This window comes from Micrococcus lacusdianchii, from assembly GCF_023155805.1.
Lineage (GTDB): Bacteria > Actinomycetota > Actinomycetes > Actinomycetales > Micrococcaceae > Micrococcus > Micrococcus lacusdianchii.
This window is the reverse complement of sequence record NZ_JAKNUW010000002.1, coordinates 212,968-235,082: the sequence shown is the minus strand read 5'-3', so window position 1 is coordinate 235,082 and position 22,115 is coordinate 212,968. Positions and strand designations below refer to the sequence as shown.

Here is a 22,115-nt window from a genome sequence, read left to right as displayed (position 1 = left end):
GCTCGGCGTGAGGCGCTGGCCGTGTGGGTGAACCACTACAACTACCATCGGCCTCATACCTCCTGCGGGGACGCCCCTCCGGCCTCGTTGGCCCCGGCCCGAGTCAACAACGTCATGACCTCTTACAACTAGGTCGCGAAGCGAGATGCCCCGAAAATCGGCTGTCTTCTCCAGCTCAGTGAATGAGAAGTCACGGTGGCCGTTCATGCGGGCCGAGATTGAGGCATGGCTCAGCCCCAGCGCTTCACCCAGGTCTCGCTGGGTGAAGCCACGGAGTGCAAGCCTCGAACGGATGTGTCGGATGAGCCGCGTCTGTCGTGTCATGCGTCCAGTGTTCGCGTAACGCGACACCAGCGTCAAGACCATTGGCCGTATTACGAGAACTGGACGCCCGATCTCAGGACATATGATCTCTCCTCCGCTACCCTGGTCGCATGACTGGAAGAGTGCATGGGAACGGAGACGAGCGATCAGAGCTCATCGCCAGCGAGATTCGCGCATGGCTCGCGCGACGCAAACTGACCCAGGGTGACTTGGCCCGGCATCTCGGGATCGCACGCAGTGCCGTAAGTGTTCGCATGAGCGGGGCTCGGGACTTCACGCTGGTCGAGCTGATGGAGATTGCGGAGTGGCTCGACGTCACTCTGGCCGACCTCTTGGGCCCGGACATTCTCCAGGTACGACGAAGCCCCCACACCGACCTGGTCGGTGCAGGGGCTTCGCGGATTTCAAGAGCTCCTACTGAGCTCCTCCGGTTGGACTCGAACCAACAACCCTTCGATTAACAGTCGAATGCTCTGCCAATTGAGCTACGGAGGAATACGCGTTGCCCTGCGGCTTCCCGCGGGGCAACGGAGAAGAGACTAGCAGAGGGGGCGGTGTGCCGCCAAGTCGGCGCGGGACACCGCCGCGGTGGGGCGCAGGCCGTGTCAGACCGGGCGGGCACCCTCGGCCTCGAGCCGCTCCTTGAGCCTGTCGAGGTACCAGCGGGGCCCGGAGTCGGTCATGATCCCGACGCCGCCGTCGGCGGGCTCCACGGCGTCGGCCATCCCCTGGTCCAGGTAGGCCCACTCCTGCTCGGGCGTCATGGTCAGCGAGGCCGGCGTGGGGCGGGCGGCGGGCCGGGCGGGACGGGTGCGCTGCTGCATGGACAACATCCTGCCCTGCGGGGCGGCGTCATGCCAGGGGCCGAACGGCCCGGCGTCGCTGGCACAGCACTCCCGCACAGTGTTCTCATGGGTTGACAGGTCGGTGGGATGCGTCCCGCCGCACCGACGCACACGAAGACCGCCGATGAAGGGAGTCCCTCCGATGGCTGACCTGAAGAAGACCCTGTCCCTCTCCGCGGGCGCGCTGCTCGCCCTCACCGCCGTCACCGGTTGCGGCACGCAGGCCGAGAATGCCGCCGAGGACGCCGCCTCGGGTGCACAGAGCGCCGCCCAGGACGCCGCCTCCGGCGCACAGAGCGCCGCTTCGGGTGCTGCGAGCGCCGCCACCTCCGCCGTCGGCGCCGCCTCCTCCGAGATGACCGACGACGACGAGTCCTCGGCCGCCTCGGGCGCCGTGGCCGACCCGGACGCCCAGGCCGCCGTGGACGCGGTCCTGGCTCAGCACGCGGGCGGCACCGTCACGGCCCTGGACCGCGACGACGACGAGGACGAGCGCTGGGAGGTGGACGTCGTCGTCGACGACCAGGTCAAGGAGCTGACCGTGGCCGCCGACGGCACCGTCACCGAGTCGGAGACCGACGACGCCGACGACGAGGACGTCGCCCAGGCGAAGGACGCCACGGTGGACGTCACCGCCGCGATCGAGGCCGCTCTCGAGGGCCGCGACGGCCAGGTCGTCGACGAGGTGGAGCTGGACGAGGACGGTGACCGACTCGCCTGGGACATCTCCCTGGACAAGGCGGATCGCCAGGACGCCGACGAGGTCCTCGTGGATGCCAAGACCGGCGAGGTCGTCTCCACCGACGGCTGATCCGCCCCCACGTCGACGGCGGCCCGTCTCCCCTGAGGGAGGCGGGCCGCCGTCGTGCTGGTCGCCTCGCCGCGCGCGGCCGGCCTCAGTCCGCGCGCAGGGCGCGGCGCTTGGCCTCCAGCTCCATGAGCTCGCCATTGATGCGCAGGAACTCGTCGTGGTCCCCCTCGGGCCCGAGCCGCTGGAGCTGGCCGAGCAGCTCCTCCTTGCGGTGCACGATCTGCAGGGCGAAGAGCCGGTTCATGATGTCCCGGCAGTAGCGGTCCACGTCCTCGGCGGTGCGCGCGGGCAGGTCTCGGACCGCCAGTTCGGAGACGGTCCCGGCCACCTCCTCCGGCACGGCGTCCCGCACGGCGTCCACCCACCGCGAGGGCGTGGCCCCCGAGGAGCCGGCCACCTTCACCGCATGGTGCACGGCCGCGTACTGCGGGATGGTGAACCGCGCCTGGTACAGGGCCGTCCATTGCTCGGCGGAGAGCAGCGTGGGGTGCTGGAGCACGACCTCGAGGGACTCGCGCTCGCGCCGGGCAGTCGGGTCGCGCGGGTCCACGGGCACCACGATGGACGGGCGCGGCGCCGCCGGCCGCTCGTCCTGTGCGGGCCGGCCGACCGGGTCGGGGCGCTGCTCGCCCCGGCCCGCCCCGCGGCCGGCCTGGGCGACGGCCCGGTGCACGGCGTTGGGGTCCATGCCCAGCCATCCGGCCAGCTCCCGCTCGTAGCCTGGGCGCAGCACGGAGTCCTTGATGCCGGCGACGATCGGCGCGGCGTGCCGGAGGGCCCCGGCGCGGCCCTCCACCGTGTCGAGGTCGTGGTCCTTCAGCCCGGCCCGGATGGCGAACTCGAACAGGGGGCGGCGGGAGGCGATCAGGGCCCGCACCGCCTCGTCGCCCTTGGCCATGCGCAGGTCGCACGGGTCCATGCCGCTGGGCTCCACGGCCACGAACGTCTTGGCCAGGAACCGGTGGTCCTCGTCGAACGCCTTGAGCGCGGCCTTCTGCCCGGCCTCGTCGCCGTCGAAGGTGAAGATCACCTCGCCGCCCGTGCCGTCGTCGGTGATGAGGCGGCGGGCGACCTTGATGTGGTCCGCGCCGAAGGCGGTGCCGCACGTGGCCACCGCCGTGCCGACCCCGGACAGGTGCGCGGCCATGACGTCCGTGTAGCCCTCCACCAGGACCAGCTGTCGTTCCTTGGCGATCGTCCGCTTGGCCAGGTCGATGCCGTAGAGCACCTGTGACTTCTTGTACAGCGCGGTCTCGGGGGTGTTGAGGTACTTGGGGCCCGGGTCGTCGTCGTACAGCTTGCGCGCGCCGAAGCCGATGGTCGCGCCGGTCATGTCGCGGATGGGCCAGAGGAGCCGGCCACGGAAGCGGTCGTAGAGCCCCCGTTGCCCCTCGGAGAACAGGCCGGAGGCGCGCAGCAGCTCGTCGTCCCGGAACCCCTGGGACCGCAGGTGCTCCAGCAGGTGCGACCAGCCCTGCGGCGCGTAGCCGAGCGAGAACTGCACCGCGTGCTCCTGCGTGAAGCCGCGGCCCGTGAGGAAGTCGCGCGCCGTCTGGGCCTCGGGGGTCGCGAGCTGGGCACGGAAGTACTCGTCCGCGATCTTATTGGCCTCCAGCAGCCGCTGGCGGCGGCCGACCTCGGCCCGGTCCGGGCCCTGGCCATCCTCGTAGTGCAGCTCCACGCCCGCGCGGGAGGCCAGCCGCTCCACCGTCTCGGTGAAGGAGGTGTGCTCCATCTCCATGAGGAAGCTGATGACGTCCCCGTGCTCGCCGCACCCGAAGCAGTGGTAGGTCCCGACGCCGGGCCGCACGTGGAAGGAGGGGGTCCGCTCGTCGTGGAACGGGCACAGGCCCTTGAACGAGCCCACGCCGGCAGAGCGGAGGGTGACGTACTCCTCCACGATGCCCTTGAGGTCGGAGCGCTCGCGGACGAGGTCGATGTCCTTGCGCACGATCAGTCCAGCCATGCCCGCCAGTCTAGGCGCGGGCCGCACCGCGAGGGCCCGCCCTCCACAGGCCCGGCCGGGAGTGACAGGCCCGCTCCGTCGGAATACGTCATACTGATGTTCGCGAATGGCGGCGCGTGCGCTACAGTTGTCGACTGAGGTAAGCCTTGCCTCATCCCGGCGGCATCGATCCGCACCGCCCCGCCCGCCGACGACGCGCCCCGCGTCCCTCGACACAGGAGCCCCCGTGACCGCACGCTCTCCCCTCGCCCTCACCGGCACCGCCGCCGCCCTGCTCCTCGGCCTCACGGCCTGCGCCGGCGGCGGCACCTCCGCCGCCTCGTCCCAGCCGGCCTCCGGCTCGGTGGCCGGGTCCTCCGCGGCCTCCGCCTCCGACACCGCGCAGGCCGGCACCGGCGCGTCCGACGGCAAGGTCACCCTCTACTCCGGCCGCGACGAGAACCTCGTCCAGCCGGTGCTGGACCAGTTCACCCAGGAGACCGGCATCGATGTCGAGGTGCGCTACGACAAGACCGCCGCGATGGCCGCGCAGCTGATCGAGGAGGGGGACTCCTCCCCCGCCGACGTCTTCCTGGCCCAGGACGCGGGCGCCCTCGGCGCCACCGCGAAGGAGGGCGTCCTCACCGAGATGGACGAGGAGACCCTCGAGACCGTCCCGGAGCAGTACCGCGACGACGAGGGCCGCTGGGTCGGCCTCACCGGCCGCGTGCGCGTGCTCGCCTACAACGAGGACACGGTGACGCAGGCCGATCTGCCGGTGACCGTGGCCGAGCTGACCGAGGACGAGTGGAAGGGCCGCGTCGGCGTCGCCCCGACCAACGCCTCCTTCCAGACCTTCGTGACCGCACTGCGCACGGTCGAGGGCGAGGACGAGGCCCGCGAGTGGCTCGAGGGCCTGGCCGAGAACGATCCGCAGATCCGGGAGAAGAACGGCGAGATCCTCGCCGACGTGGACGCCGGCACCATCGACGTCGGCCTGATCAACCACTACTACCTGTACGAGATGGCCAAGGAGAAGGGCGTCGCCCCGGAGGACATGAAGGCCTCCCTGCACTTCTTCGAGGACGGCGACCTCGGCTCGCTCGTGAACGTCTCCGGGATCGGCCTCGTCGGCGAGCAGGAGGACGCGGACGCACAGAAGCTCGTGGACTACCTGCTCTCCGAGAAGGGCCAGCAGTACTTCGTCGAGGAGACCTTCGAGTACCCGATGGTCGACGGCGTCGAGCCCCCGGCCGGCCTGCCCGCACTCGATGACCTCGAGGCCCCGGACGTGGACCTCAATGACCTGGACGACCTGCAGTCCTCCGTCCAGCTGATCCAGGAGTCGGGTCTGCTCTGAGGCCACTCCCCCGCCCCGCCGGCCGCCGCGGCGGGTCCCGCACCCCGCCGGCGCTGACCGCCGCGGCCCTCGTGGCCGCGGCGGCGGCGCTGGTACCGGTGGGATACCTGTTCCTGCGTGCGGCCGAGGGCGGCGTGTCGGCCTGGCTCGACGCCGTCGCCCGGCCCCGGGTGGCCGAGCTCGCCGCCACGTCCCTGGCCCTGACAGCCGTGGTCACCGCCGCCTGCCTGGTGGTCGGGGTCGGCGCTGCATGGCTCGTGACGCGGTCCGACACCCCCGGCCGGCGGTTCCTGGCGGTGGTGTTGGCCATGCCGCTGGCCGTGCCCTCGTTCGTGGCCGCATTCACATGGGTGTCCGTCTCCGACCTGCTGCCGTGGGTGGACGGCGGCCGCCTCGAGGGATTCGGGGCCGCCGCCCTGGTGCTGACGCTCTACACGTACCCGTACGTCTACCTGCCCGTGGCGGCGGCGTTCTCCCGGACCGACCCGGCCCAGGAGGACGTGGCCCGCTCGCTCGGCCGGGGACCGTGGCGCACGTTCTTCACGGTGACCCTGCCGCAGGCCAGGCTCTCGATCGCCGGCGGCGGGCTGCTCGCCGCGCTCTACACGCTCTCCGACTTCGGCGCCGTGGCGATCCTGCGCCTGGACACGTTCACCCGCGCGATCTTCACCGCGCTCGAGGTGGGCTTCAACCGGCAGCTCGCCCTCACGCTGGCCACCGTGCTCGTGGTGCTGACCTTCGTGATCCTGTGGGGTGAGGGGCGCACCCGACGCGCGATCCCCGCCGTCCGCACGGGCCGCACCGTCCGCCGCGCCCCCGCCCAGCGCCTGGGTCCCTGGCGGTGGCCGGCCGCCGCCGGGCTCGCCGCGGTCCTCGTGGCCGCCCTCGGGGTGCCCGGCGTGAGCCTCATCCGATGGATGGGCGCGGGCACGTCCCTGTCCGCCGCCGCGGACCGCTGGCTCGAGGCCGTGCTGGGCTCGCTCAGCCTGGCCCTGGCGGGCACGCTCCTGACGATGCTCCTGGCCCTGCCGGTCGGCGTCCTCGCCGCGCGCCACCCTGGGCGGGTGTCCCGCTGGGTCGAGCACGCGGTGTTCCTGGCCCACGGCCTGCCCGGCGTGGTCGTAGGCCTCTCACTCGTCTTCCTCGGCGCGTCCCTGGCGCGCCCGCTCTACCAGACGACGTGGATGGTCGCCTTCGCGTACGCCACCCTCTTCCTGCCGTTGGCCGTCGCCGCGGTGAGCGGCGCCGTGGCGCAGTCCTCCCCCGCGATCGAGGAGGCGGCCCGGTCCCTGGGCGCGCCCCCGCGCGTCGTGCTCCGGCGGGTGACGCTCCCGCTGGCGGCGCCGGGGCTCGGCGCGGGCGCCGCCCTCGTGATGCTGACGGCCATGAAGGAGCTGCCCGCGACGCTCCTGCTGCGTCCCACCGGGACCGACACGCTGGCCACCCGGCTGTGGAGCGCCACGGGCGTGGGCCGCTACGCCGAGGCCGCCCCCTACGCGCTCACGCTGGTGCTGCTCGCGGCGATCCCGGCGTGGGTCGTGGTGCACCGCACGGGGGTCGTCCCGGCCGAGGGCGTGCGAGCATGAGGACCATGCCCGCCGCCGCCGTGTCCGCCGTGTCCGTCGCCGACCTCGGTGCCTCCTACGGCGCCGCGCCCGTGCTGGCCGGCGTCGACTTCGAGCTCGCCACCGGCGAGCTGCTCGCCGTTCTCGGCCCCTCCGGCTGCGGCAAGACCACGCTGCTGCGCTGCCTGGCCGGGTTCGAGCGCATCGAGGCCGGGCGCATCAGCCTGGCCGGCGACGTCGTCGCGCTGCCCCGCGTGCACGTGCCGGCGCACCGCCGGCAGGTGGCGGTGGTCCCGCAGGAGGGGGCGCTGTTCCCCCACCTCTCCGTGGCGGAGAACGTGGGCTTCGGGCTCCGCCGCCGCCGCCCCGGACGCGTGGCCCGCATCCGTGAGTGCCTCGCCCTCGTGGGCCTGGCGGGCCTGGGCGAGCGGATGCCCCACCAGCTCTCCGGCGGACAGCAGCAGCGGGTGGCGCTGGCCCGCGCCATGGCCCCACGGCCGCCGCTGATCCTGCTCGACGAGCCCTTCGGCGCCCTCGACGCCGCCCTGCGCACCGACCTGCGCCAGGCCGTCCGCCGCGCGCTCAAGGAGGACGGCGCCACCGCGGTGCTCGTCACCCACGACCAGTCCGAGGCCCTGTCCGTCGCCGACCGCGTGGCCGTCATGGAGGGCGGGCGCCTGCGGCAGGTCGGCACCCCCGAGGAGGTCTACGCCCGCCCGTCGGACGCATGGGTGGCGCAGTTCGTGGGCGAGGCGGACCTGCTGCCCGTCCTGGGGACGACGCCGGACGGCCGTGTCCGCACCGCGGCCGGCGCGGTGGCCGGGACCGGGACCGGGGCGCGCGCCGTCGTGCGCCCGGAGCACGTCCGCCTCGTCGAGGACGGCGCCGGGGTGGCCGCCCGCGTGGTGGACGTGGAGTTCCGCGGGCACGAGCACGTCCTCACCCTCGAGCTGCCGGACGGGACCGCGGTGCGGGCCCGGAGCCTGCCCGCCCCCGCTCCCGGCTCCGTGGTGACGGTGTCCCTGACCGGGCCCGTCGCCCTGGTGGACTGAGGGCCCCGCTCCGCCGGCGCTGGCGTCGGCTGGCATGATGTGCCGGTGCCCGTGACCGTCCCTGCCCCCTCCCGCCGCCTGCTCGTGGTGGACAACCGCGACTCCTACACGTTCAACCTCGTGCAGATCCTGTCCGCGCGGGCACGCGAGGCCCACCCAGGGCTCGAGGTCATCGTGGTGGGCGCCGACGAGCCGGCCGCCGCCCGGGCTGCGCTGGCGGACCCGGGCCTGGCCGGCGTCGTGGTGTCCCCCGGCCCCGGTCATCCGGGGCGCCCCGTGGACTTCGCCGTGTCCGGCGAGGTGATCGACGCCGTCCTGGCCCGCGGGGACGGCGCCGATGCCGTGCCCCTGCTCGGGGTGTGCCTGGGGCACCAGGGCCTCGCGCTGCGGTTCGGCTGGGAGGTCGGCCCCGCCCCGGAGCCCCGGCACGGCTGGATCAGCGCTCTGCGTCACACGGGCACCGGCCCGTTCGCGGGCCTGCCCCAGGGCACCCGCGTCACCCGGTACCACTCTCTCGCCGCGTCGCCCGGTCCCGACGCCGACCCGCGCCTCGTGCCGACCGCCTGGAGCGAGGACGGCGTGGTGCAGGCCGTGGCGGTGGAGGGCGCGCCGTGGTGGGGCGTGCAGTTCCACCCGGAGTCGATCGCCTCGGAGGACGGTGCGGCGATGCTGCACGCGTTCCTCGCGGAGGTGGAGCGGCGGCGGCCGGGGAGCGCCCCGGCCGGGGGCACGAGGCCGGATCACCGCGACGAGCGCAGCCGGCCGGATCCCCGGGGGTCCGTCTCACGGGAGCCGACCCCGGACGGCCCGGCGCTGCGCGTGGCCGTCGAGCCGCTCGACGCGGACCTCCTGCGCTCCCTCGGCCACGACCTGCGCTCCGCCTGCCGCGCCGTGTACTCCCGGGCGCTGGCGCGCGGAGTGGGATCCTTCTGGCTCGATTCTGCCCGCACGGACGTGGGCACGGCCCGGTGGTCCGTCCTCGGGGACGCGGTGGACGTCCTCCCGGACGGCCGTCCCCGCGTGCTGCGCGCGGACCGCGCCGACCCTGCGGACCACGCCGCGGACCTGTGGGAGGCCCTCGCCGCCGCGGCCGCGCCCCGACCCGTCCACGGTGGCGAGGGGCTGGCGTTCCGCGGGGGCCTGGTGGGGTTCCTCGGCTACGAGGCGGGTCTGGCCGGTCTCGGGGTGGCTCCGCCGCGGTCCGGCGGGCCCGAGGGCCTGCCCGACGCGTGGTGGGTGCGCCCGGCCCGCTGGGCGGCCGCGGACCACGCGACCGGCACCCTCCACGTGTGCGTCGCCGGGGAGGACCCCGACGACGCCGCCCGCGCCCTGGGCTCGTGGCTCGACGCGGTGCGTGATGCGCTCGCAGTGACGGTCACGGCGTCGCCGGCGGACCGCCGCACCGGTGCGGACGACGCCGCCGAGGCACCCGGGACGTGGCGGCACGACCGCGCCGGATACCGGGACCTCGTCCGGCGCTGCCAGGCCGCCCTCACGGCCGGGGAGTCCTACGAGCTCTGCCTGACCAGCCGGTTCGACGTGGACCCGGACGTCGGTGAGCGCGTCGACCCGCTCGCCCTCTTCCTGGACCTCGCCGAGCGCACGCCCACCCCTTACGCGGCGCTGCTCGAGATGGCCCCGGACGTCGCCCCTTGCCCCGGCGAGGCGGGCGCGGAGGGCGGGTTCGCCGTCGTGAGCGCCTCCCCCGAGCAGTTCCTCTCCGGCGCGGACGGCGTGTACTCGACGAAGCCCATCAAGGGGACGACGCCCCGGCACGCGGACCCCGTGGCGGACGCCGCCGCTGCGGAGCACCTGACCACGGACCCCAAGACGTTCGCCGAGAACCTGATGATCGTGGACCTGCTGCGCAACGACCTGGGGCGGGTGTGCGAGCCCGGCTCGGTGCACGCGCCGGCGCTCATGCAGGTGGAGTCGTACGCGACGGTCCACCAGCTGGTGTCCACGGTCCTCGGCCGGGCCGCCCCGGGCGTGACGCCGGTGGACGTGGTGCGCGCGCTGTTCCCCGGCGGCTCCATGACGGGCGCGCCGAAGCTGCGGTCCGTGGAGATGCTGGCCGGGATGGAGGCCGCCCCGCGCGGGGTGTACTCGGGTGCACTGGGGTTCCTCGGAGCGGACGGGCGGACGGAGCTGAGCATCGTGATCCGCACCGCCGTGCGGGACGCGGCGGGCCGCTGGAGCGTGGGCGCCGGCGGGGCCGTCGTGCTGGATTCCGACCCCGACGCCGAGGCGGACGAGGTCCTGCTCAAGGCGCGCTCGGTGCGGCAGGCGATGGCGCGCGTCGCCGGGTGACCCACGCCTCCCCTCTGACGCTTTGGGGGCGTTTCCTGGCACTATGCGGCACTCACTGCGCCGGAAAACGCCCCCAGAAGGGGATGGGGCGGCCCACTCCGTAGGGTGGAGCCATGATCTCCCCCGCCACACCCCGCACGCCCGCCGGCGTCGACCCGAAGGCCCTGGCCGCCGTCCGGGACCTCGTGGCCCGTGCCGAGCGGCCCGTCGTCCTGACCGGGGCGGGCATGTCCGCCGAGTCCGGCGTGCCCACGTTCCGCGATGCGCAGACCGGGCTGTGGGAGCGGTACTCCCCCGAGCAGCTGGCCACGGAGGAGGCGTTCCTCGCCGACCCCGCGCTGGTGTGGTCCTGGTACCTGTGGCGGGCGCGCATGGTGCGCGGGGTGGAGCCGAATGCCGGGCACCGGGCGGTGGCGGCCTGGCAGGAGCGCGTGCCCGGGCTGACCGTGGCCACCCAGAACGTGGATGACCTGCACGAGCGCGCCGGGGCCGAGGTGCTTGCGCACCTGCACGGCTCGCTCTTCGCGTTCCGCTGCGCCGCGTGCGACGCTCCGGCCGAGGTGGACGTGACCGCGCTCGGCGACGATGACGCCCCCGGCTCCGAGGCCGACCTCGAGGCGCTGCTGCGGGAGGAGCCGCCCGTGTGCGCCGCGTGCGGCACGGGCCGGATCCGCCCGGACATCGTCTGGTTCGGCGAGTTGCTCCCCGCCGCCGAGTGGGACGCGACCTACGCGGCCCTGGACGCGTGCGACCTGTGCGTGGTGGTCGGGACGTCCGGTCTCGTACAGCCCGCCGCCTCCCTGCCGTTCGTGGCGCTGGGGGCGGGGGCGCCCGTCGTCGAGGTCAATCCGGACGTCACCGAGCTGAGCTCCGCCGTGACCCACCGGCTGGCCGGGCCTGCGGGGCTCGTGCTGCCGGCCGTGGTGGGCTGAGGTCGGCGGGTCTGCTCAGAACCAGTCGCGCGTGAACGTCTCGCCGAGCACCAGGGTCCGGTGCCACTCGATCGCGGTGGAGTCCGTCAGCGAGGCCACCTGGTCGATCACCACGCGGGCGCGGGCTGCGTCGTCATCGGCCTCCCGCCAGTCCGCGGCGAACATGGGGTCCAGGTAGCGGTCCCCCGTGGACTGCAGCAGCTCCACGAGCTCGGTGAGCAGCTCGCGCTGGCGGGCGTAGAGCGGCTGGCGCTGCTCCGAGGTCATCACGAAGGCCGCCGCGATGCCCTTCATCACGGCGATCTCATGCTCGGTCTCCGCGGGCACCACGACGTCGGCCCCGTGCCGGGTCAGCGGCTCGTTGCCGAAGACCTCGCGGGTGGCCTCGAACGCCGCCGCGCAGAACCGGCCGATCAGCTGACTGGTCATGTCCTTCATGGCCGCGAGCGCCCGGCGGGTGCCGTCCATCTCGGCGACCCACACCTCCAGGGACTCGAGCCGCGCCAGGGCGGCCTCGATCTCGGCGGGGTCGGCGCGGGGCAGGTACCAGTCCCGGGTGGTCTCGACGACGCGCTGCCGCTGCTCGGCGCGCTCGGTGATCCACCGCAGCTGGAAGGCGGAGTTGACCACGCCGTCCTCGACGTCGTGCACCGAGTAGGAGATGTCGTCCGCGAGGTCCATGACCTGCGACTCCATGGACTTGCGCATCCCCGGAACGCCCTCCCGGAACCAGGCGAACACGGGCAGGTCGTCCGCGTAGACGCCGAACTTCCTGGACCGCTTGCCGTTGGGCTTGAGCGGGGCGTCCTCGCGGACCCACGGGTACTTGCACGCGGCGTCCAGGGCGGCGCGGGTGAGGTTCAGGCCCGCGGAGGAGCCGTCCGGGAAGGACTTCTTGTGCTCCAGCCGGGCCAGCAGGCGCAGGGTCTGGGCGTTGCCCTCGAACCCGCCCACGGCCTCGGTGACGGCGTCCAGCGCCTTCTCCCCGTTGTGCCCGAACGGCGGGTGCCCGAGGTCGTGGGACAGGCACGCGGTGTCCACGAGGTCCGGGTCGCAGCCCAGGGACCGGCCCAGCTCACGCCCGATCTGCGCGACCTCGAGCGAGTGGGTCAGGCGGGTGCGGGAGAAGTCGTCCACGTCCGGGGCGACCACCTGGGTCTTCGCCCCCAGTCGGCGCAGCCCGGCGGAGTGCAGCACGCGCGCCCGGTCCCGCTCGAAGTCCGAGCGGTAGGAGGACTTCTCCGGCTCGGCCAGCCACCGCTGCCGGTCCCACGCGGTGTACCCGGGCGTGGGCGCGGGCCGGCCGGCGTACGGCGGCCGCCCCTCCGGCCCGAACAGCGCCGGCTGGGAGGTGCGGGCCCGCGCGGAGGCCGCGCCGCCCGGCGTCGTGCCCGGCGTCGGTCCCGCCTCAGCCACCGGAGACGTCCAGCTCGGCCGCGGCGATCATGGCCTTCTGCTCGGCGTTGAGCTCGCGGGAGTCGAGCCAGCCGTCGGGCAGGTGCGGGCGCTTCGGGGCGCCGGCCCGGCCGCGCGGGCCCTCGGCGGCCTCGCCCGGGTAGGGGGCGTCCCGGTCCACGCGGTCCAGCAGCTCGCGGAGGGTGGCCAGGTCCGGCACGGTGGACAGCGCGGTGCGGATCTCGGAGCCCACGGCGTAGCCCTTGAAGTACCAGGCCACGTGCTTGCGGATGTCCCGCAGGGCCTTGAGCTCGTCCCCCTCGAAGGTGTCCACCAGCAGCTCGGCGTGCCGGTAGAGGGTGTCCGCCACCATGCCCAGGCTCGGGTGGAACCGCTCCGGCCGGCCCTCGAACGCGGCCTGCAGGTCCCCGAACAGCCACGGGCGGCCCTGGCAGCCGCGGCCGATCACGACGCCGTCCACGCCGGTCTGCTCGACCATCGCGATCGCGTCCTCGGCGGACCAGATGTCCCCGTTGCCGAGCACCGGGATGTCCGGCAGGGCCTCGCGCAGGCGCGCGATGTCCTCCCACACGGCGGTGCCCGAGTAGAACTGGCGGGTGGTGCGCCCGTGGAGCGCGACGGCGGCCACGCCGAGGTCCCGGGCCGTGCGGCCGGCGTCGAGGAAGGTGAGGTGGTCCTCGTCGATGCCGCGGCGCATCTTCACGGTCACCGGGATGTCCTTCCTGGACGCCTCGGTCACGGCCGCCTTGACGATGGAGGCGAACAGCTCCGACTTCCACGGCAGGGCGGAGCCGCCGCCGCGGCGGGTCACCTTGGGCACGGGGCAGCCGAAGTTCAGGTCGATGTGGTCCGCCCGGTCCTCCTCCACGAGCATGCGCACGGCGGCGCCCGTGGTCACCGGGTCCACCGAGTACAGCTGCACCGAGCGCGGGACCTCGTCCGGATCGTGCTTGATGATCCGCATGGACTCGGGCTTGCGCTCCACGAGGGCGCGGGCGGTGACCATCTCGTTGACGTACAGGCCGCCGCCGTACTCGCGGCACAGGCGGCGGAACGCGGTGTTGGTGATGCCGGCCATCGGGGCGAGGACCACGGGCACGTCCACCGTGAGGGGGCCGAGCGTCAGAGGCGGCAGCGTCAGGCGGTCCGTGGTGGGCGCGGCGTGCCGGCCCTCGTGCAGCTGGTCGTCGTCGGCGATCCGGCGGCCCGCGCCGGCGGCCTTCGCGTAGAGGGCGGCGTTCGGGTCGGCGGCGGGGGCGTCGACGGCGGGGGCGTCGACGGCGGGTGCGCCGGGCGTGGCCAGGGCGGCATCGGGAAGGGTGTGGGGAGCGCTCATGTCAAGGGCCATTCTTCCACCCCGGTCAAGCCGACGACGGCGGGCCCTCCGGCGTCCTGGACCCGTCTCAGGCCTGCGCCTGCACCCCGGCGCCCTCGTCCAGGACGGCCTCGATCTCCGCGCCGCCGAACATCTGCGCGGTCTCACGTGCCGAGGGCTGCCCGGCGTCGGGGTCCGCCCCGGCGGCGAGCAGCAGGCGCATGGACTCCACGTCCCCCTTGAAGGTGGCGCAGGTCAGAGGGCGCTGGCCGCGGTCGTTGGCCTTCTCCACGTCCGCGCCCACCTCGATGAGCATCCGCACCGTCTCCGGCTGGTCGTGATACGCGGCGAGGGTGAGGAACGTGTCCCCCGACCCGTTCTGCAGGTCGGGGTTGAGCCCGGCGACGATGTACGCCTCGAGCGTCTCGGCGTCCCCGTCCCGTGCGGCGTCGAACATGCGCCCGGCGAGGTCGAGCATCTCCTCGGACGGCTGGCCGGGCTCGGGGGCGCCCGAGGGGGCGAGCGCGTCGGTGGTCTCCGCCTCCAGGTCCGGCCGGGCGTCGGCGGCGGGAGCGGTGGTCTGGTCCTTCTGCTGGTCGGTCATGACCGCCAGTCTGCCCTGCGGGTCAGGCGTCCGTCCGGGTCCAGGCGGCGCGCATGACGTCGTAGGGGCCCGGCTCGGCGCCCGGGACGCCCTCCGGGACCACGTTCTGCATGACCATCGCCAGGGTCCCGCCCTGCAGCCGGACGGCCACGGTCCAGCCCCAGCCGGAGTAGTCGATGGACACGGCCAGCCCCTCCCCGGTGATCGGGTGGGAGGCCACGGGGTCGACTGCGGCGGGCGCCTCGGTCGTCGGCTCGCCTCCTGCTGCGGTCCCGTCCAGGACCCGGATCTCCGGCGCCTGATGGAAGGAGTCGGCGAACGAGGCGGTGACGCGCCCGTCGTCGTCGGGACGGCCGATCACGAGGTGCCCGGCCTGCTCGCCCTGCTCGGGGTGGGTCCACGTGTAGTCCAGAGCGAGCGCCACGCCCCCGGCGACCGGGGTGAGGCGCGCGCTGGAGGGCCCGGAGGAGAAGTCGTCGCCCGGCAGCAGCCGGAATCCGCAGGTGCCGGACCAGTCGGTGGCAGGGAACAGGCTCATGGGGCGATCCTCCCATCCGCCACGACCGCCAGCTGAGGCAGGATCCGGCACAGGTCCCGCAGGAACGACGCCAGCTCCTCCCCCGCCACCGGCTCGGTCCGGACGCCGAGCACGTCCTCCGGCCAGCCCTTGGCCCACCGCAGCGGCAGCCCGTGGCGTCGCGCGGCGTCCGCCTTGGCCTTCGCCGCCCCGATCCGCCCGCCGCCGGCGCTGCGGGAGATCCTCACCGGGCCGTCCGGGGCGCATGCCGCCTCGGCCGCCTCCCCCACGCGGCGCAGAACGCCGATCCAGGTGGGGGCGGCGCCGTCGTCCTCGGGGTGGGGCGCGGTGACCTCCCCGGGGGCCATGACGACGCCGGCCGTGGCGTGGAAGCGGTCCGCGCGGCAACGGACGGGCGTCACCCAGGCCGCGACCGCGCGACTGCCGCCCTCCGCCGACCGCTCGAGGCGCACCGTGGGATGCGGGCCGGCGACGTCCGCCGCCACCCGCCAGCCGGGGCCGAGCCCCGCCTCCAGCTCCGCGGCGAGGCCGGGGAGCTCGGTGCGGAGGCGGTCGTAGAGCCGGTCGACGTCGGCCGCGCCGGCGGAGCGACGCGTCACCGGGGCTCGCCCGCGGCGCCGTCGAGGAGGGCGAGCAGCTCGGCCGAGCCGGTCATCTGCGCGGTCTCGCGTGCGGTCGGGGTGCCGGCGTCGGGGTCGGCGCCGGCGGCCAGCAGCAGCCGCGCGGACTGCGCGTCCTGCTTGAAGACGGCGCACACGAGGGGCAGCTGGCCGCGGTCGTTGGCGAGGGCCGGGTCCGCGCCGAACTCCAGGAGCATGGCCACGGTCTCGGGGCGGCGGTGATACGCGGCGAGGGTCAGGAACGTGTCCCCGCCGGTGTTCTGCAGGTCCGGGCTGACCCCGCGCCGCAGGAACGTGCCCAGGAGGCCGGTCTGTCCGTGACGGGCGGCGTCGAACAGCCGCCGGGCGAGCTCGAGCTCGTCCTCGTCGACGCGGGCGGGGGTGGTCTGGGGTGTCTCGGACATGCCCGCCAGTCTTGCCGTTCCGGCCTCTGACAGGGGAGGTCTGGGGCCCGTGACGCCGGGAACACCACGCAGTCCTTCAGTGATGAAGGAAATATGACCAAGAAGAACGTGGGATTCCTGAACTTCGGGCACTGGATCCACCGGCCCGGCGGCGAGCCGGACGCGAAGGCCGCGCTGGACGACGTCGTGCAGATGGCGGTGGATGCCGAGGCCGCGGGCCTGGACGGCGCGTGGATCCGCATCCACCACTTCCAGCGGATGTTCTCCAGCCCCTTCCCGATCCTCGCCGCCATGGCCGCCCGCACCGAGCGCATCAGCCTCGGCACCGGCGTGATCGACCTGCGCTACGAGAACCCTCTGGCCATGGCCGAGGCCGCCGCGACGACGGACCTGATCTCCGGCGGCCGTCTCGAACTCGGCGTCTCCCGCGGCTCCCCCGAGGCCGCCCTCGACGGACAGGCCCAGTTCGGCTACGCCCCCGCCGACGGCCAGACCTGGGCCGACCTCGCCCAGGAGCGCGGCCGTTGGTTCCTGGAGGCGATCCGCGGCGCCCGCCTGGCGACGCCGGACCCCTCCTCCGGCTGGTCGTACACCTCCCAGAAGATGCCGGTGGAGCCGCAGTCCCCGGGGTTGGCGGACCGGATCTGGTGGGGCTGCGGGTCCACGGCCTCGGCGGTGCGCGCGGCGCAGGAGGGCTACCACATGCTCTCCTCCACCCTGCTCCTCCAGGACGACGGCCGCCCCTTCCACGTGCAGCAGGCCGACCAGATCGCCCGCTACCTGGATGCCCGCGCGGCGGCGGGCGTGCCGGGAGCGGGCCGCACGGCCGTGACGCGCTCGGCGTTCGTGATCCAGGACGACGAGGACGAGATGTACTTCGGCCGCGAGCGCCGCTCCCAGGAGTCCGCCGGGCATCTCGACGGCGGCGCCGCCCGCTCCGGCCCCACCTACGCGGGCAGCACGGAGGAGGTGGCGGAGAAGCTCGCTGCGGACACCGCGGTGCAGGCCGCCGACTGGGTGCTCTTCGCCAACCCGAACCAGCTCGGCGCGGCGTACAACGCCAAGATCTTCGCCGGCTGGGCGGAGGTGTGGCGGCTGCTCGGCTGGGACCGCTGAGCGCCCGCCCTCGACCGGCGTGAGAGGCTGGCCGGCATGCCCTCTCCGCCCGCCACGGCCGGCGTCGACCGCGCCCGCTGGGCCGCGACCGCCGCGTTCTTCACCAACGGCGCCCTGCTCGGCGCGCTGATCCCGCACTATCCGGGGGCGAAGGCCGCGTTCGGCCTGGACTCCGGTGCGTTCGGGCTGCTGGTCATCACCCTGGCCCTCGGCGCCGCGGCCGCCGGGTCCACGCCGGCGCCGCTGCTCCGCCGGTGCGGCAGCCGCCGGGTGGTCCTGCTGGGCAGCCTGCTCGTGGCCGCCCTCGCCCTGATCGCGGGGTTGGTGATCGACGTCGCGGCAGCCGCCCGTGCCGACGGCGACATGGGGGTGACCGGCAGCGCCTGGCCCGGCGCCGTCTGGCTGTTCGCCGCAGGCCTGTTCGTGGCCGGCGCCGCGGACGCCGCCGTGGACACCGCCCAGAACGCCCAGGGCCTGCGCGTGCAGTCGCTGCTGGGCCGCCCCGTCCTCACCTCGATGCACGCCGGGTGGAGCCTCGGCGCCGCGGCCGGCGCGGGCCTCGGCGCGCTGAGCATCGCCCTCGGCCTGCCCGTGGCCGTCCACCTGGGCCTCAACGGGCTGGCGTGCGCGGTGATCCTCGCGCTCGTCGTCGGCCGGTTCGTCCCCGACGACGTCGGCCCGCACCCGACCTCCGATTCCGCCTCCCCCTCGGGCACCCCCGCCGCGGACGCCTCGGCCTTCCCCACCACCGGCCTGCGCGCCGCGGGGGCGCCGCTGCTGCTCGTGTCCGTGATCGCGATGGGCGGGTTCGCGGTGGAGGAGTTCGGCAACTCCTGGACGTCCCTGTACCTGCAGTCGGAGCGCGGGCTGGACGCGGCGCTTGCCGGGCTCGGAGCCGCCACCCTGCTGCTCGCGCAGTTCGCCGGCCGCGTGGGAGGCGACGCCGTCCTCCATGCGCTGGGCCGGCGGCGGACGCTGACGGCGAGCCTCGCCGTCGTGGTGGTGGGCCTGGTGCTGGCGCTGGGGGCCCCGGCCACGCCGCTGGTCTCCGCGGGGCTCGCGCTGGCGGGCGTCGGCTGCGCCGTGGTGGTGCCCACCGCGTACGCGCTCGGCGACGAGATCCCGGGACTGCCCCGTCAGACCGGCCTGGCGGTGGTGAGCTGGCTCATGCGGCTGGCCTCGATCGGGCTGAGCCCGCTCGTGGGCCTGCTGGCCGTCGGCCTGCCGCTGACCGCGGCGCTGGCCGCCTTCCCCGCGCTCGCCGCACTGGGGCTGGTCTGTTCTCTGCTCATCGAGCGGCCGGCACGCCCCCGGACCGGCGCGCCGACGCCCGCCGCACGCTGAGCACGGCCAGCACGGCGCGCGGCGCTTTGGGGGCGGAACCCGTCGCCTCCTCACCGTGACGGCGACGTGTTCCGCCCCGAGAGTGCGAAGGGGTGTCAGTCGTCGTCGAACTCGCCGGCCAGCGCCTTCGCCGCGAGCTCCTCCTCCGTGGCGGCCTCCCAGACCTCCTGGGCGGCGGAGCCGTTAAGCACCACGAGCAGCAGGCCCACGATGATGTCCGCCCAGCCCGAGGCCGTCAGCGCGGTGGCCCCGGCCAGGGCGATCAGCACGACGCCGGCGATCAGGTCGTTGCGCGCGGCGAGGAACGCGGCCGTGGTGAGGGAGCCGCCGTCACTCCGGTAGCGGGCCAGCAGCCCCACGCACACGAGGTTCACGAGGATCGCGCCGACGGCGGTCCACAGCAGCGCGCCGGCCGCGGGCGGCTCGGGGTCGCCGATCTTCACCACGGCCATGACAAGCGCGGCGATCGCCGGGAGCACGATGATCCCGGCTATGACCTTGCCGACCCTCGCCCGCCGGGCCAGGGACCAGCCCAGGGCCACGAAGATCAGCAGGTTGACGGCGAAGTCCTCGAAGAAGTCCACCGAGTCGGCCACGAGGGCCACGGACCGGATGGACAGCGCCACCGCGATCTCCACCACCATGTACGCCAGGTTCAGCAGCGCCACCGTCAGCACGGTGGTGCGCAGCGCCCGGACCCGGCCGGGGTCCTCCCCGGTCCGCTGCGCGCCGCTCATGCCGGGTCCGTCGCCCAGATGCGCGTGTCCACGAGGGTGAGCGCGGCCTTGGCCCCGATCAGCCCGTCGAGGATCGGCTCGAGGGCCTCCATGGCCTCGTCCACCTCGACCTGCACGGGATGCTGCGCCACCAGCATGGCCAGCAGCTGCCCGGCCGCCACCTGCGCCTCCTCGAGCGGCAGCCCCGGGTCCCAGCCGAGGAACACGTCCGCGGGCGCGTCCTGGCGCTCGGCCGTGTAGGACACGGCGAAGGCGCGGATCGCGCCGCCCTCACTGCGAGGCGCGTCCCGGAGCACGACGGCGCCCGCCGCCCCCGTCTCGGGGCCCAGGATCAGCTGCTGGGCGGCTCCCACGGACATCTCCGAGGGGTCCCAGCCGTGGACCGCGTCGTAGAACGCGGCCACCGCGCGGGTCAGCTCCACCGAGCCGGTGGAGATCTCCTCCAGCACGGCACCGTCGGGGTGATCCTCGTCCCGCAGCGGCGGCAGCGCGATCGAGCCCGGCGCCACCGCCACGCGACGAGACCGCTGCACGGCGGTGAAGCCGGCGGCCACCAGGAACGCCTCGGTGCCGGCCACCTGCGCGGCGTGCTCGCCCCCGGCCTCCTCGCCGGGGGCCTGAGCGGTCACCTCGGGATCGCGCTCGCCGGCCTCCGCCGCGCCGTCCGCTTCGCGGCCCGTCACCACGGGCACGCGGGAGGCGACGGCGAAGCGCGTCTTGAGCGCCGTCGTCGTCACCTCGCCGGCGGCGCGGGCCTGCTCCGCCGCCGAGCGCAGCGCGGCCAGCAGGGCCGAGCCGATGCCGCGGCGGCGGGCCGTGGGGGCCACCTCGAGGTAGAGCCACAGCCGGCGCGGGTGCAGGGACTGCGCGAAGACGGTGCCGGCGCCGACCGGCACGCCGTCGTCCTCGGCCACGAGCGTACGTCGCCACGGCGTGTCCGCGACCGGGGCGAGCATCGCGCGGTCCTGGTGCTGCTGGACGTCGGCCGGGTCGCCCCACACCTCGAGCAGGGCCAGGTCGTCGCCGTCGGCCCACGGGCGCAGGGTCACGCCCGCGGGGAGGGCGGCGGCCTGGTCCGCGGCCCGACCGGCGTCGCTCACGTGCTGCTCCCCGCTCACTTGACCAGGCGCTCGAGCAGGTAGGACTTCACCTGGGACAGGGCCACGCGCTCCTGGGCCATGGTGTCCCGCTCGCGGACGGTGACGGCCTGGTCCTCGAGGGTGTCGAAGTCCACGGTGATACAGAACGGGGTGCCGATCTCGTCCTGACGGCGGTAGCGGCGGCCGATGGCGCCGGAGTCGTCCGTCTCGACGTTCCACAGCCCGCGCAGCTCGGCGGCCAGCGCCTGGGTGGGCTCCTGCAGCTCGGGCTTCTTGGACAGCGGCAGCACGGCGGCCTTGACCGGGGCCAGGCGCGGGTCCAGCGTGAGCACGGTGCGCACGTCCACGCCGCCCTTGGCGTTGGGTGCCTCGTCCTCGGCGTACGCGTCCACGAGGAACGCCATCATCGAGCGGGTCAGGCCGAAGGACGGCTCGATCACGTACGGGGTGTAGTGCACGTCGTTGGCCTGGTCGAAATACTGCAGCTTCGTGCCGGAGGCGGTCGTGTGGCTGGTGAGGTCGAAGTCGGTGCGGTTGGCCACGCCCATGAGCTCGCCCCAGCCCTCGCCGCCGCCGAACCCGAACCGGTACTCCAGGTCGATGGTGCCGTCCGAGTAGTGCGCGCGCCCCTCGGCGGGCACGTCGAAGCGGCGCAGGTTCGCCGGGTCGATGCCCAGGTCGACGAACCAGTTCCAGCAGTCCTCCACCCAGCGGTCGAAGTGCTGCCCGGCCTCGGCCGGCGGCACGAAGTACTCGATCTCCATCTGCTCGAACTCGCGCGTGCGGAAGATGAAGTTGCCGGGGGTGATCTCGTTGCGGAACGCCTTGCCGATCTGGCCGATGCCGAACGGCGGCTTCTTCCGGGATGCGCTCAGCACGTTGAGGAAGTTCACGAAGATGCCCTGCGCCGTCTCCGGGCGCATGTAGTGCAGGCCCTCCTCGTTGTCCACGGGGCCCAGGAAGGTCTTCATCAGGCCGGAGAACATCTGCGGCTCGGTGAACTCGCCGCGCGTGCCGCAGTCCGGGCACACGACCTCGGCCATGGACTCGGGGGCGCGGCCCTTCCTGGCCTCGAACGCCTCCTCGAGGTGGTCCTGGCGGTGGCGCTTGTGGCACGCGGTGCACTCGACCAGCGGGTCGGTGAAGGTGTCCACGTGGCCGGAGGCCTGCCACACGTCCCGGGGCAGGATGATCGAGGAGTCCAGGCCCACCATGTCCTCGCGGGAGCGGACGAAGGTCCGCCACCACTCGGCCTTGATGTTCTCCTTCAGCTCCACACCGAGGGGCCCGTAGTCCCACGCGGAGCGCGAGCCGCCGTAGATCTCACCGGCCTGGAAGACGAATCCGCGGCGCTTGGCCAGGTTGATCACGTTGTCCAGGGGGGACTTGGCAGCCATGGGGGCATCACTTCCGTACACATCGGGGGGCGGGTGGGGATCACGACGACGACGCCGCCCGGTCCGCGTGCGGGGCACGGGCCGGTGTCGGGCGGGTCGACGCGCCCAGCCTACCGGGGACAATGGAGCCCATGACCTCTGCTGACGCCCCCTCCCCCGATGCCCAGCCGCTGCCGATCCGCGACGCGTCCATCCGCCTGGGCCAGGCCCTCAAGCTCGCCTCCCTCGTGGAGGACGGCGCCATGGCCCGGGACGTCGTCCAGGACGGGATGGTCACGGTCAACGGCGAGGTGGAGACCCGCCGCGGCCGGCAGCTGCGCGGCGGGGACGTCGTCGGGTTCAACGGCGAGGAGATCGTGATCGAGGCCGACCAGGGCTGA

General features: G+C 74.1%; 22 protein-coding genes, 1 tRNA gene and 1 pseudogene. 11 read left to right on the top strand and 13 right to left on the bottom strand.

Annotated elements, in window-relative coordinates; translation table 11 throughout:
• Positions 1-132: integrase core domain-containing protein (locus MA879_RS02435; protein ID WP_141843272.1), on the top strand; the 132-nt coding region annotated here is incomplete at its 5' end.
• 9 nt (positions 133-141) lie between these two features.
• On the opposite strand, the pseudogene MA879_RS12605 reads toward MA879_RS02435, so the two are convergent.
• A pseudogene (locus tag MA879_RS12605) lies at positions 142-324 on the bottom strand (helix-turn-helix domain-containing protein); the annotation flags it as partial.
• A gap of 110 nt (positions 325-434) precedes the next feature.
• Here MA879_RS12605 and MA879_RS12600 point away from each other — a divergent pair.
• Positions 435-785, top strand: a complete 351-nt coding sequence (locus MA879_RS12600) for a helix-turn-helix transcriptional regulator (RefSeq protein WP_418001206.1) — start codon at positions 435-437, stop codon at positions 783-785.
• Here MA879_RS12600 and MA879_RS02430 read toward each other — a convergent pair.
• Positions 747-819: transfer RNA gene (locus MA879_RS02430), tRNA-Asn, on the bottom strand. The two genes, MA879_RS12600 and MA879_RS02430, sit on opposite strands and share 39 nt — an antisense overlap.
• A gap of 110 nt (positions 820-929) precedes the next feature.
• The gene (locus tag MA879_RS02425) at positions 930-1,148 is read right to left on the bottom strand and encodes a hypothetical protein (RefSeq protein WP_248123068.1); all 219 of its coding nucleotides are present in this window, start codon (positions 1,146-1,148) and stop codon (positions 930-932) included.
• Between the two features lie 163 nt (positions 1,149-1,311).
• Here MA879_RS02425 and MA879_RS02420 point away from each other — a divergent pair, with 163 nt between their 5' ends.
• Entirely contained in the window at positions 1,312-1,980 is a 669-nt protein-coding gene (locus tag MA879_RS02420) for a PepSY domain-containing protein (protein WP_282447492.1), read from the top strand.
• An 85-nt stretch (positions 1,981-2,065) separates the two neighbouring features.
• Here the strand turns inward: MA879_RS02420 and dnaG are convergent, their stop codons facing one another.
• Positions 2,066-3,946, bottom strand: coding sequence for a DNA primase (gene dnaG / locus MA879_RS02415; protein WP_248123065.1), 1,881 nt, complete (start codon positions 3,944-3,946; stop codon positions 2,066-2,068).
• Positions 3,947-4,172: 226 nt separating this feature from the next.
• Here dnaG and MA879_RS02410 point away from each other — a divergent pair, with 226 nt between their 5' ends.
• From MA879_RS02410 to MA879_RS02390, 5 genes are all read left to right on the top strand, one after another.
• Entirely contained in the window at positions 4,173-5,285 is a 1,113-nt protein-coding gene (locus MA879_RS02410) for an iron ABC transporter substrate-binding protein (protein ID WP_248123064.1), read from the top strand.
• Between the two features lie 98 nt (positions 5,286-5,383).
• Positions 5,384-6,871 (top strand): ABC transporter permease, encoded by a 1,488-nt coding sequence (locus MA879_RS02405; RefSeq protein WP_248123063.1) that lies wholly within the window; start codon positions 5,384-5,386, stop codon positions 6,869-6,871.
• A gap of 5 nt (positions 6,872-6,876) precedes the next feature.
• Positions 6,877-7,902 carry an ABC transporter ATP-binding protein gene (locus MA879_RS02400; RefSeq protein ID WP_248123062.1) on the top strand — a complete coding sequence of 342 codons (1,026 nt, stop codon included), beginning with the start codon at positions 6,877-6,879 and terminating at the stop codon, positions 7,900-7,902.
• A gap of 51 nt (positions 7,903-7,953) precedes the next feature.
• A complete protein-coding gene (locus tag MA879_RS02395) occupies positions 7,954-10,212 on the top strand; it encodes a chorismate-binding protein (protein WP_248123061.1) in 2,259 nt (752 codons plus the stop codon).
• A gap of 113 nt (positions 10,213-10,325) precedes the next feature.
• Positions 10,326-11,144: an SIR2 family NAD-dependent protein deacylase gene (locus MA879_RS02390; protein ID WP_248123060.1), complete on the top strand. Its 819-nt coding sequence runs from the start codon at positions 10,326-10,328 to the stop codon at positions 11,142-11,144.
• 15 nt (positions 11,145-11,159) lie between these two features.
• Here MA879_RS02390 and MA879_RS02385 read toward each other — a convergent pair whose 3' ends face one another.
• From MA879_RS02385 to MA879_RS02360, 6 genes are all read right to left on the bottom strand, one after another.
• On the bottom strand, positions 11,160-12,482 hold the full coding sequence (locus MA879_RS02385) for a deoxyguanosinetriphosphate triphosphohydrolase (protein ID WP_282447524.1): 1,323 nt from the start codon (positions 12,480-12,482) through the stop codon (positions 11,160-11,162).
• 70 nt (positions 12,483-12,552) lie between these two features.
• On the bottom strand, positions 12,553-13,896 hold the full coding sequence (dusB, locus tag MA879_RS02380; protein ID WP_248123059.1) for a tRNA dihydrouridine synthase DusB: 1,344 nt from the start codon (positions 13,894-13,896) through the stop codon (positions 12,553-12,555).
• A gap of 67 nt (positions 13,897-13,963) precedes the next feature.
• Complete coding sequence (locus MA879_RS02375) at positions 13,964-14,479, bottom strand: ankyrin repeat domain-containing protein (RefSeq protein ID WP_335342027.1); 516 nt, start codon at positions 14,477-14,479, stop codon at positions 13,964-13,966.
• 22 nt (positions 14,480-14,501) lie between these two features.
• The gene (locus MA879_RS02370) at positions 14,502-15,017 is read right to left on the bottom strand and encodes a hypothetical protein (RefSeq protein WP_248123058.1); all 516 of its coding nucleotides are present in this window, start codon (positions 15,015-15,017) and stop codon (positions 14,502-14,504) included.
• The gene (locus MA879_RS02365; RefSeq protein ID WP_248123057.1) at positions 15,014-15,616 is read right to left on the bottom strand and encodes a hypothetical protein; all 603 of its coding nucleotides are present in this window, start codon (positions 15,614-15,616) and stop codon (positions 15,014-15,016) included. The genes MA879_RS02370 and MA879_RS02365 overlap by 4 nt, the downstream gene beginning before the upstream one ends.
• On the bottom strand, positions 15,613-16,041 hold the full coding sequence (locus MA879_RS02360) for an ankyrin repeat domain-containing protein (protein WP_248123056.1): 429 nt from the start codon (positions 16,039-16,041) through the stop codon (positions 15,613-15,615). Before MA879_RS02360 ends, MA879_RS02365 begins: the two co-directional genes overlap by 4 nt.
• Positions 16,042-16,134: 93 nt before the next feature.
• Here MA879_RS02360 and MA879_RS02355 point away from each other — a divergent pair, with 93 nt between their 5' ends.
• Together MA879_RS02355 and MA879_RS02350 are read left to right on the top strand one after the other, a co-directional pair.
• The gene (locus MA879_RS02355; RefSeq protein WP_248123055.1) at positions 16,135-17,157 is read left to right on the top strand and encodes an LLM class flavin-dependent oxidoreductase; all 1,023 of its coding nucleotides are present in this window, start codon (positions 16,135-16,137) and stop codon (positions 17,155-17,157) included.
• A gap of 36 nt (positions 17,158-17,193) precedes the next feature.
• Positions 17,194-18,501 carry an MFS transporter gene (locus tag MA879_RS02350; RefSeq protein ID WP_248123054.1) on the top strand — a complete coding sequence of 436 codons (1,308 nt, stop codon included), beginning with the start codon at positions 17,194-17,196 and terminating at the stop codon, positions 18,499-18,501.
• Positions 18,502-18,596: 95 nt separating this feature from the next.
• Here MA879_RS02350 and MA879_RS02345 read toward each other — a convergent pair whose 3' ends face one another.
• From MA879_RS02345 to MA879_RS02335, 3 genes are read right to left on the bottom strand one after another with little or no spacing between them, the layout of a single operon-like run.
• Complete coding sequence (locus MA879_RS02345; protein WP_248123053.1) at positions 18,597-19,238, bottom strand: cation efflux transmembrane domain-containing protein; 642 nt, start codon at positions 19,236-19,238, stop codon at positions 18,597-18,599.
• On the bottom strand, positions 19,235-20,338 hold the full coding sequence (locus MA879_RS02340; protein ID WP_248123052.1) for a GNAT family N-acetyltransferase: 1,104 nt from the start codon (positions 20,336-20,338) through the stop codon (positions 19,235-19,237). Before MA879_RS02340 ends, MA879_RS02345 begins: the two co-directional genes overlap by 4 nt.
• Positions 20,339-20,352: 14 nt before the next feature.
• Positions 20,353-21,735, bottom strand: a complete 1,383-nt coding sequence (locus tag MA879_RS02335; protein WP_248123051.1) for a glycine--tRNA ligase — start codon at positions 21,733-21,735, stop codon at positions 20,353-20,355.
• 131 nt (positions 21,736-21,866) lie between these two features.
• On the opposite strand from MA879_RS02335, the gene MA879_RS02330 reads away from it, so the two are divergent.
• On the top strand, positions 21,867-22,115 hold the full coding sequence (locus tag MA879_RS02330) for an RNA-binding S4 domain-containing protein (RefSeq protein ID WP_248123050.1): 249 nt from the start codon (positions 21,867-21,869) through the stop codon (positions 22,113-22,115).

Bases quoted from the DNA above. Each gene is read 5' to 3' on its own strand.
- dusB (WP_248123059.1), bottom strand. From the start codon at position 13,896: ATGAGCGCTCCCCACACCCTTCCCGATGCCGCCCTGGCCACGCCCGGC.
- dnaG (WP_248123065.1), bottom strand. From the start codon at position 3,946: ATGGCTGGACTGATCGTGCGCAAGGACATCGACCTCGTCCGCGAGCGC.
- MA879_RS02420 (WP_282447492.1), top strand. From the start codon at position 1,312: ATGGCTGACCTGAAGAAGACCCTGTCCCTCTCCGCGGGCGCGCTGCTC.
- MA879_RS02425 (WP_248123068.1), bottom strand. From the start codon at position 1,148: ATGCAGCAGCGCACCCGTCCCGCCCGGCCCGCCGCCCGCCCCACGCCG.
- MA879_RS12600 (WP_418001206.1), top strand. From the start codon at position 435: ATGACTGGAAGAGTGCATGGGAACGGAGACGAGCGATCAGAGCTCATC.
- MA879_RS02355 (WP_248123055.1), top strand. From the start codon at position 16,135: ATGACCAAGAAGAACGTGGGATTCCTGAACTTCGGGCACTGGATCCAC.
- MA879_RS02400 (WP_248123062.1), top strand. From the start codon at position 6,877: ATGCCCGCCGCCGCCGTGTCCGCCGTGTCCGTCGCCGACCTCGGTGCC.
- MA879_RS02375 (WP_335342027.1), bottom strand. From the start codon at position 14,479: ATGACCGACCAGCAGAAGGACCAGACCACCGCTCCCGCCGCCGACGCC.
- MA879_RS02330 (WP_248123050.1), top strand. From the start codon at position 21,867: ATGACCTCTGCTGACGCCCCCTCCCCCGATGCCCAGCCGCTGCCGATC.
- MA879_RS02390 (WP_248123060.1), top strand. From the start codon at position 10,326: ATGATCTCCCCCGCCACACCCCGCACGCCCGCCGGCGTCGACCCGAAG.
- MA879_RS02335 (WP_248123051.1), bottom strand. From the start codon at position 21,735: ATGGCTGCCAAGTCCCCCCTGGACAACGTGATCAACCTGGCCAAGCGC.
- MA879_RS02370 (WP_248123058.1), bottom strand. From the start codon at position 15,017: ATGAGCCTGTTCCCTGCCACCGACTGGTCCGGCACCTGCGGATTCCGG.
- MA879_RS02350 (WP_248123054.1), top strand. From the start codon at position 17,194: ATGCCCTCTCCGCCCGCCACGGCCGGCGTCGACCGCGCCCGCTGGGCC.
- MA879_RS02345 (WP_248123053.1), bottom strand. From the start codon at position 19,238: ATGAGCGGCGCGCAGCGGACCGGGGAGGACCCCGGCCGGGTCCGGGCG.
- MA879_RS02360 (WP_248123056.1), bottom strand. From the start codon at position 16,041: ATGTCCGAGACACCCCAGACCACCCCCGCCCGCGTCGACGAGGACGAG.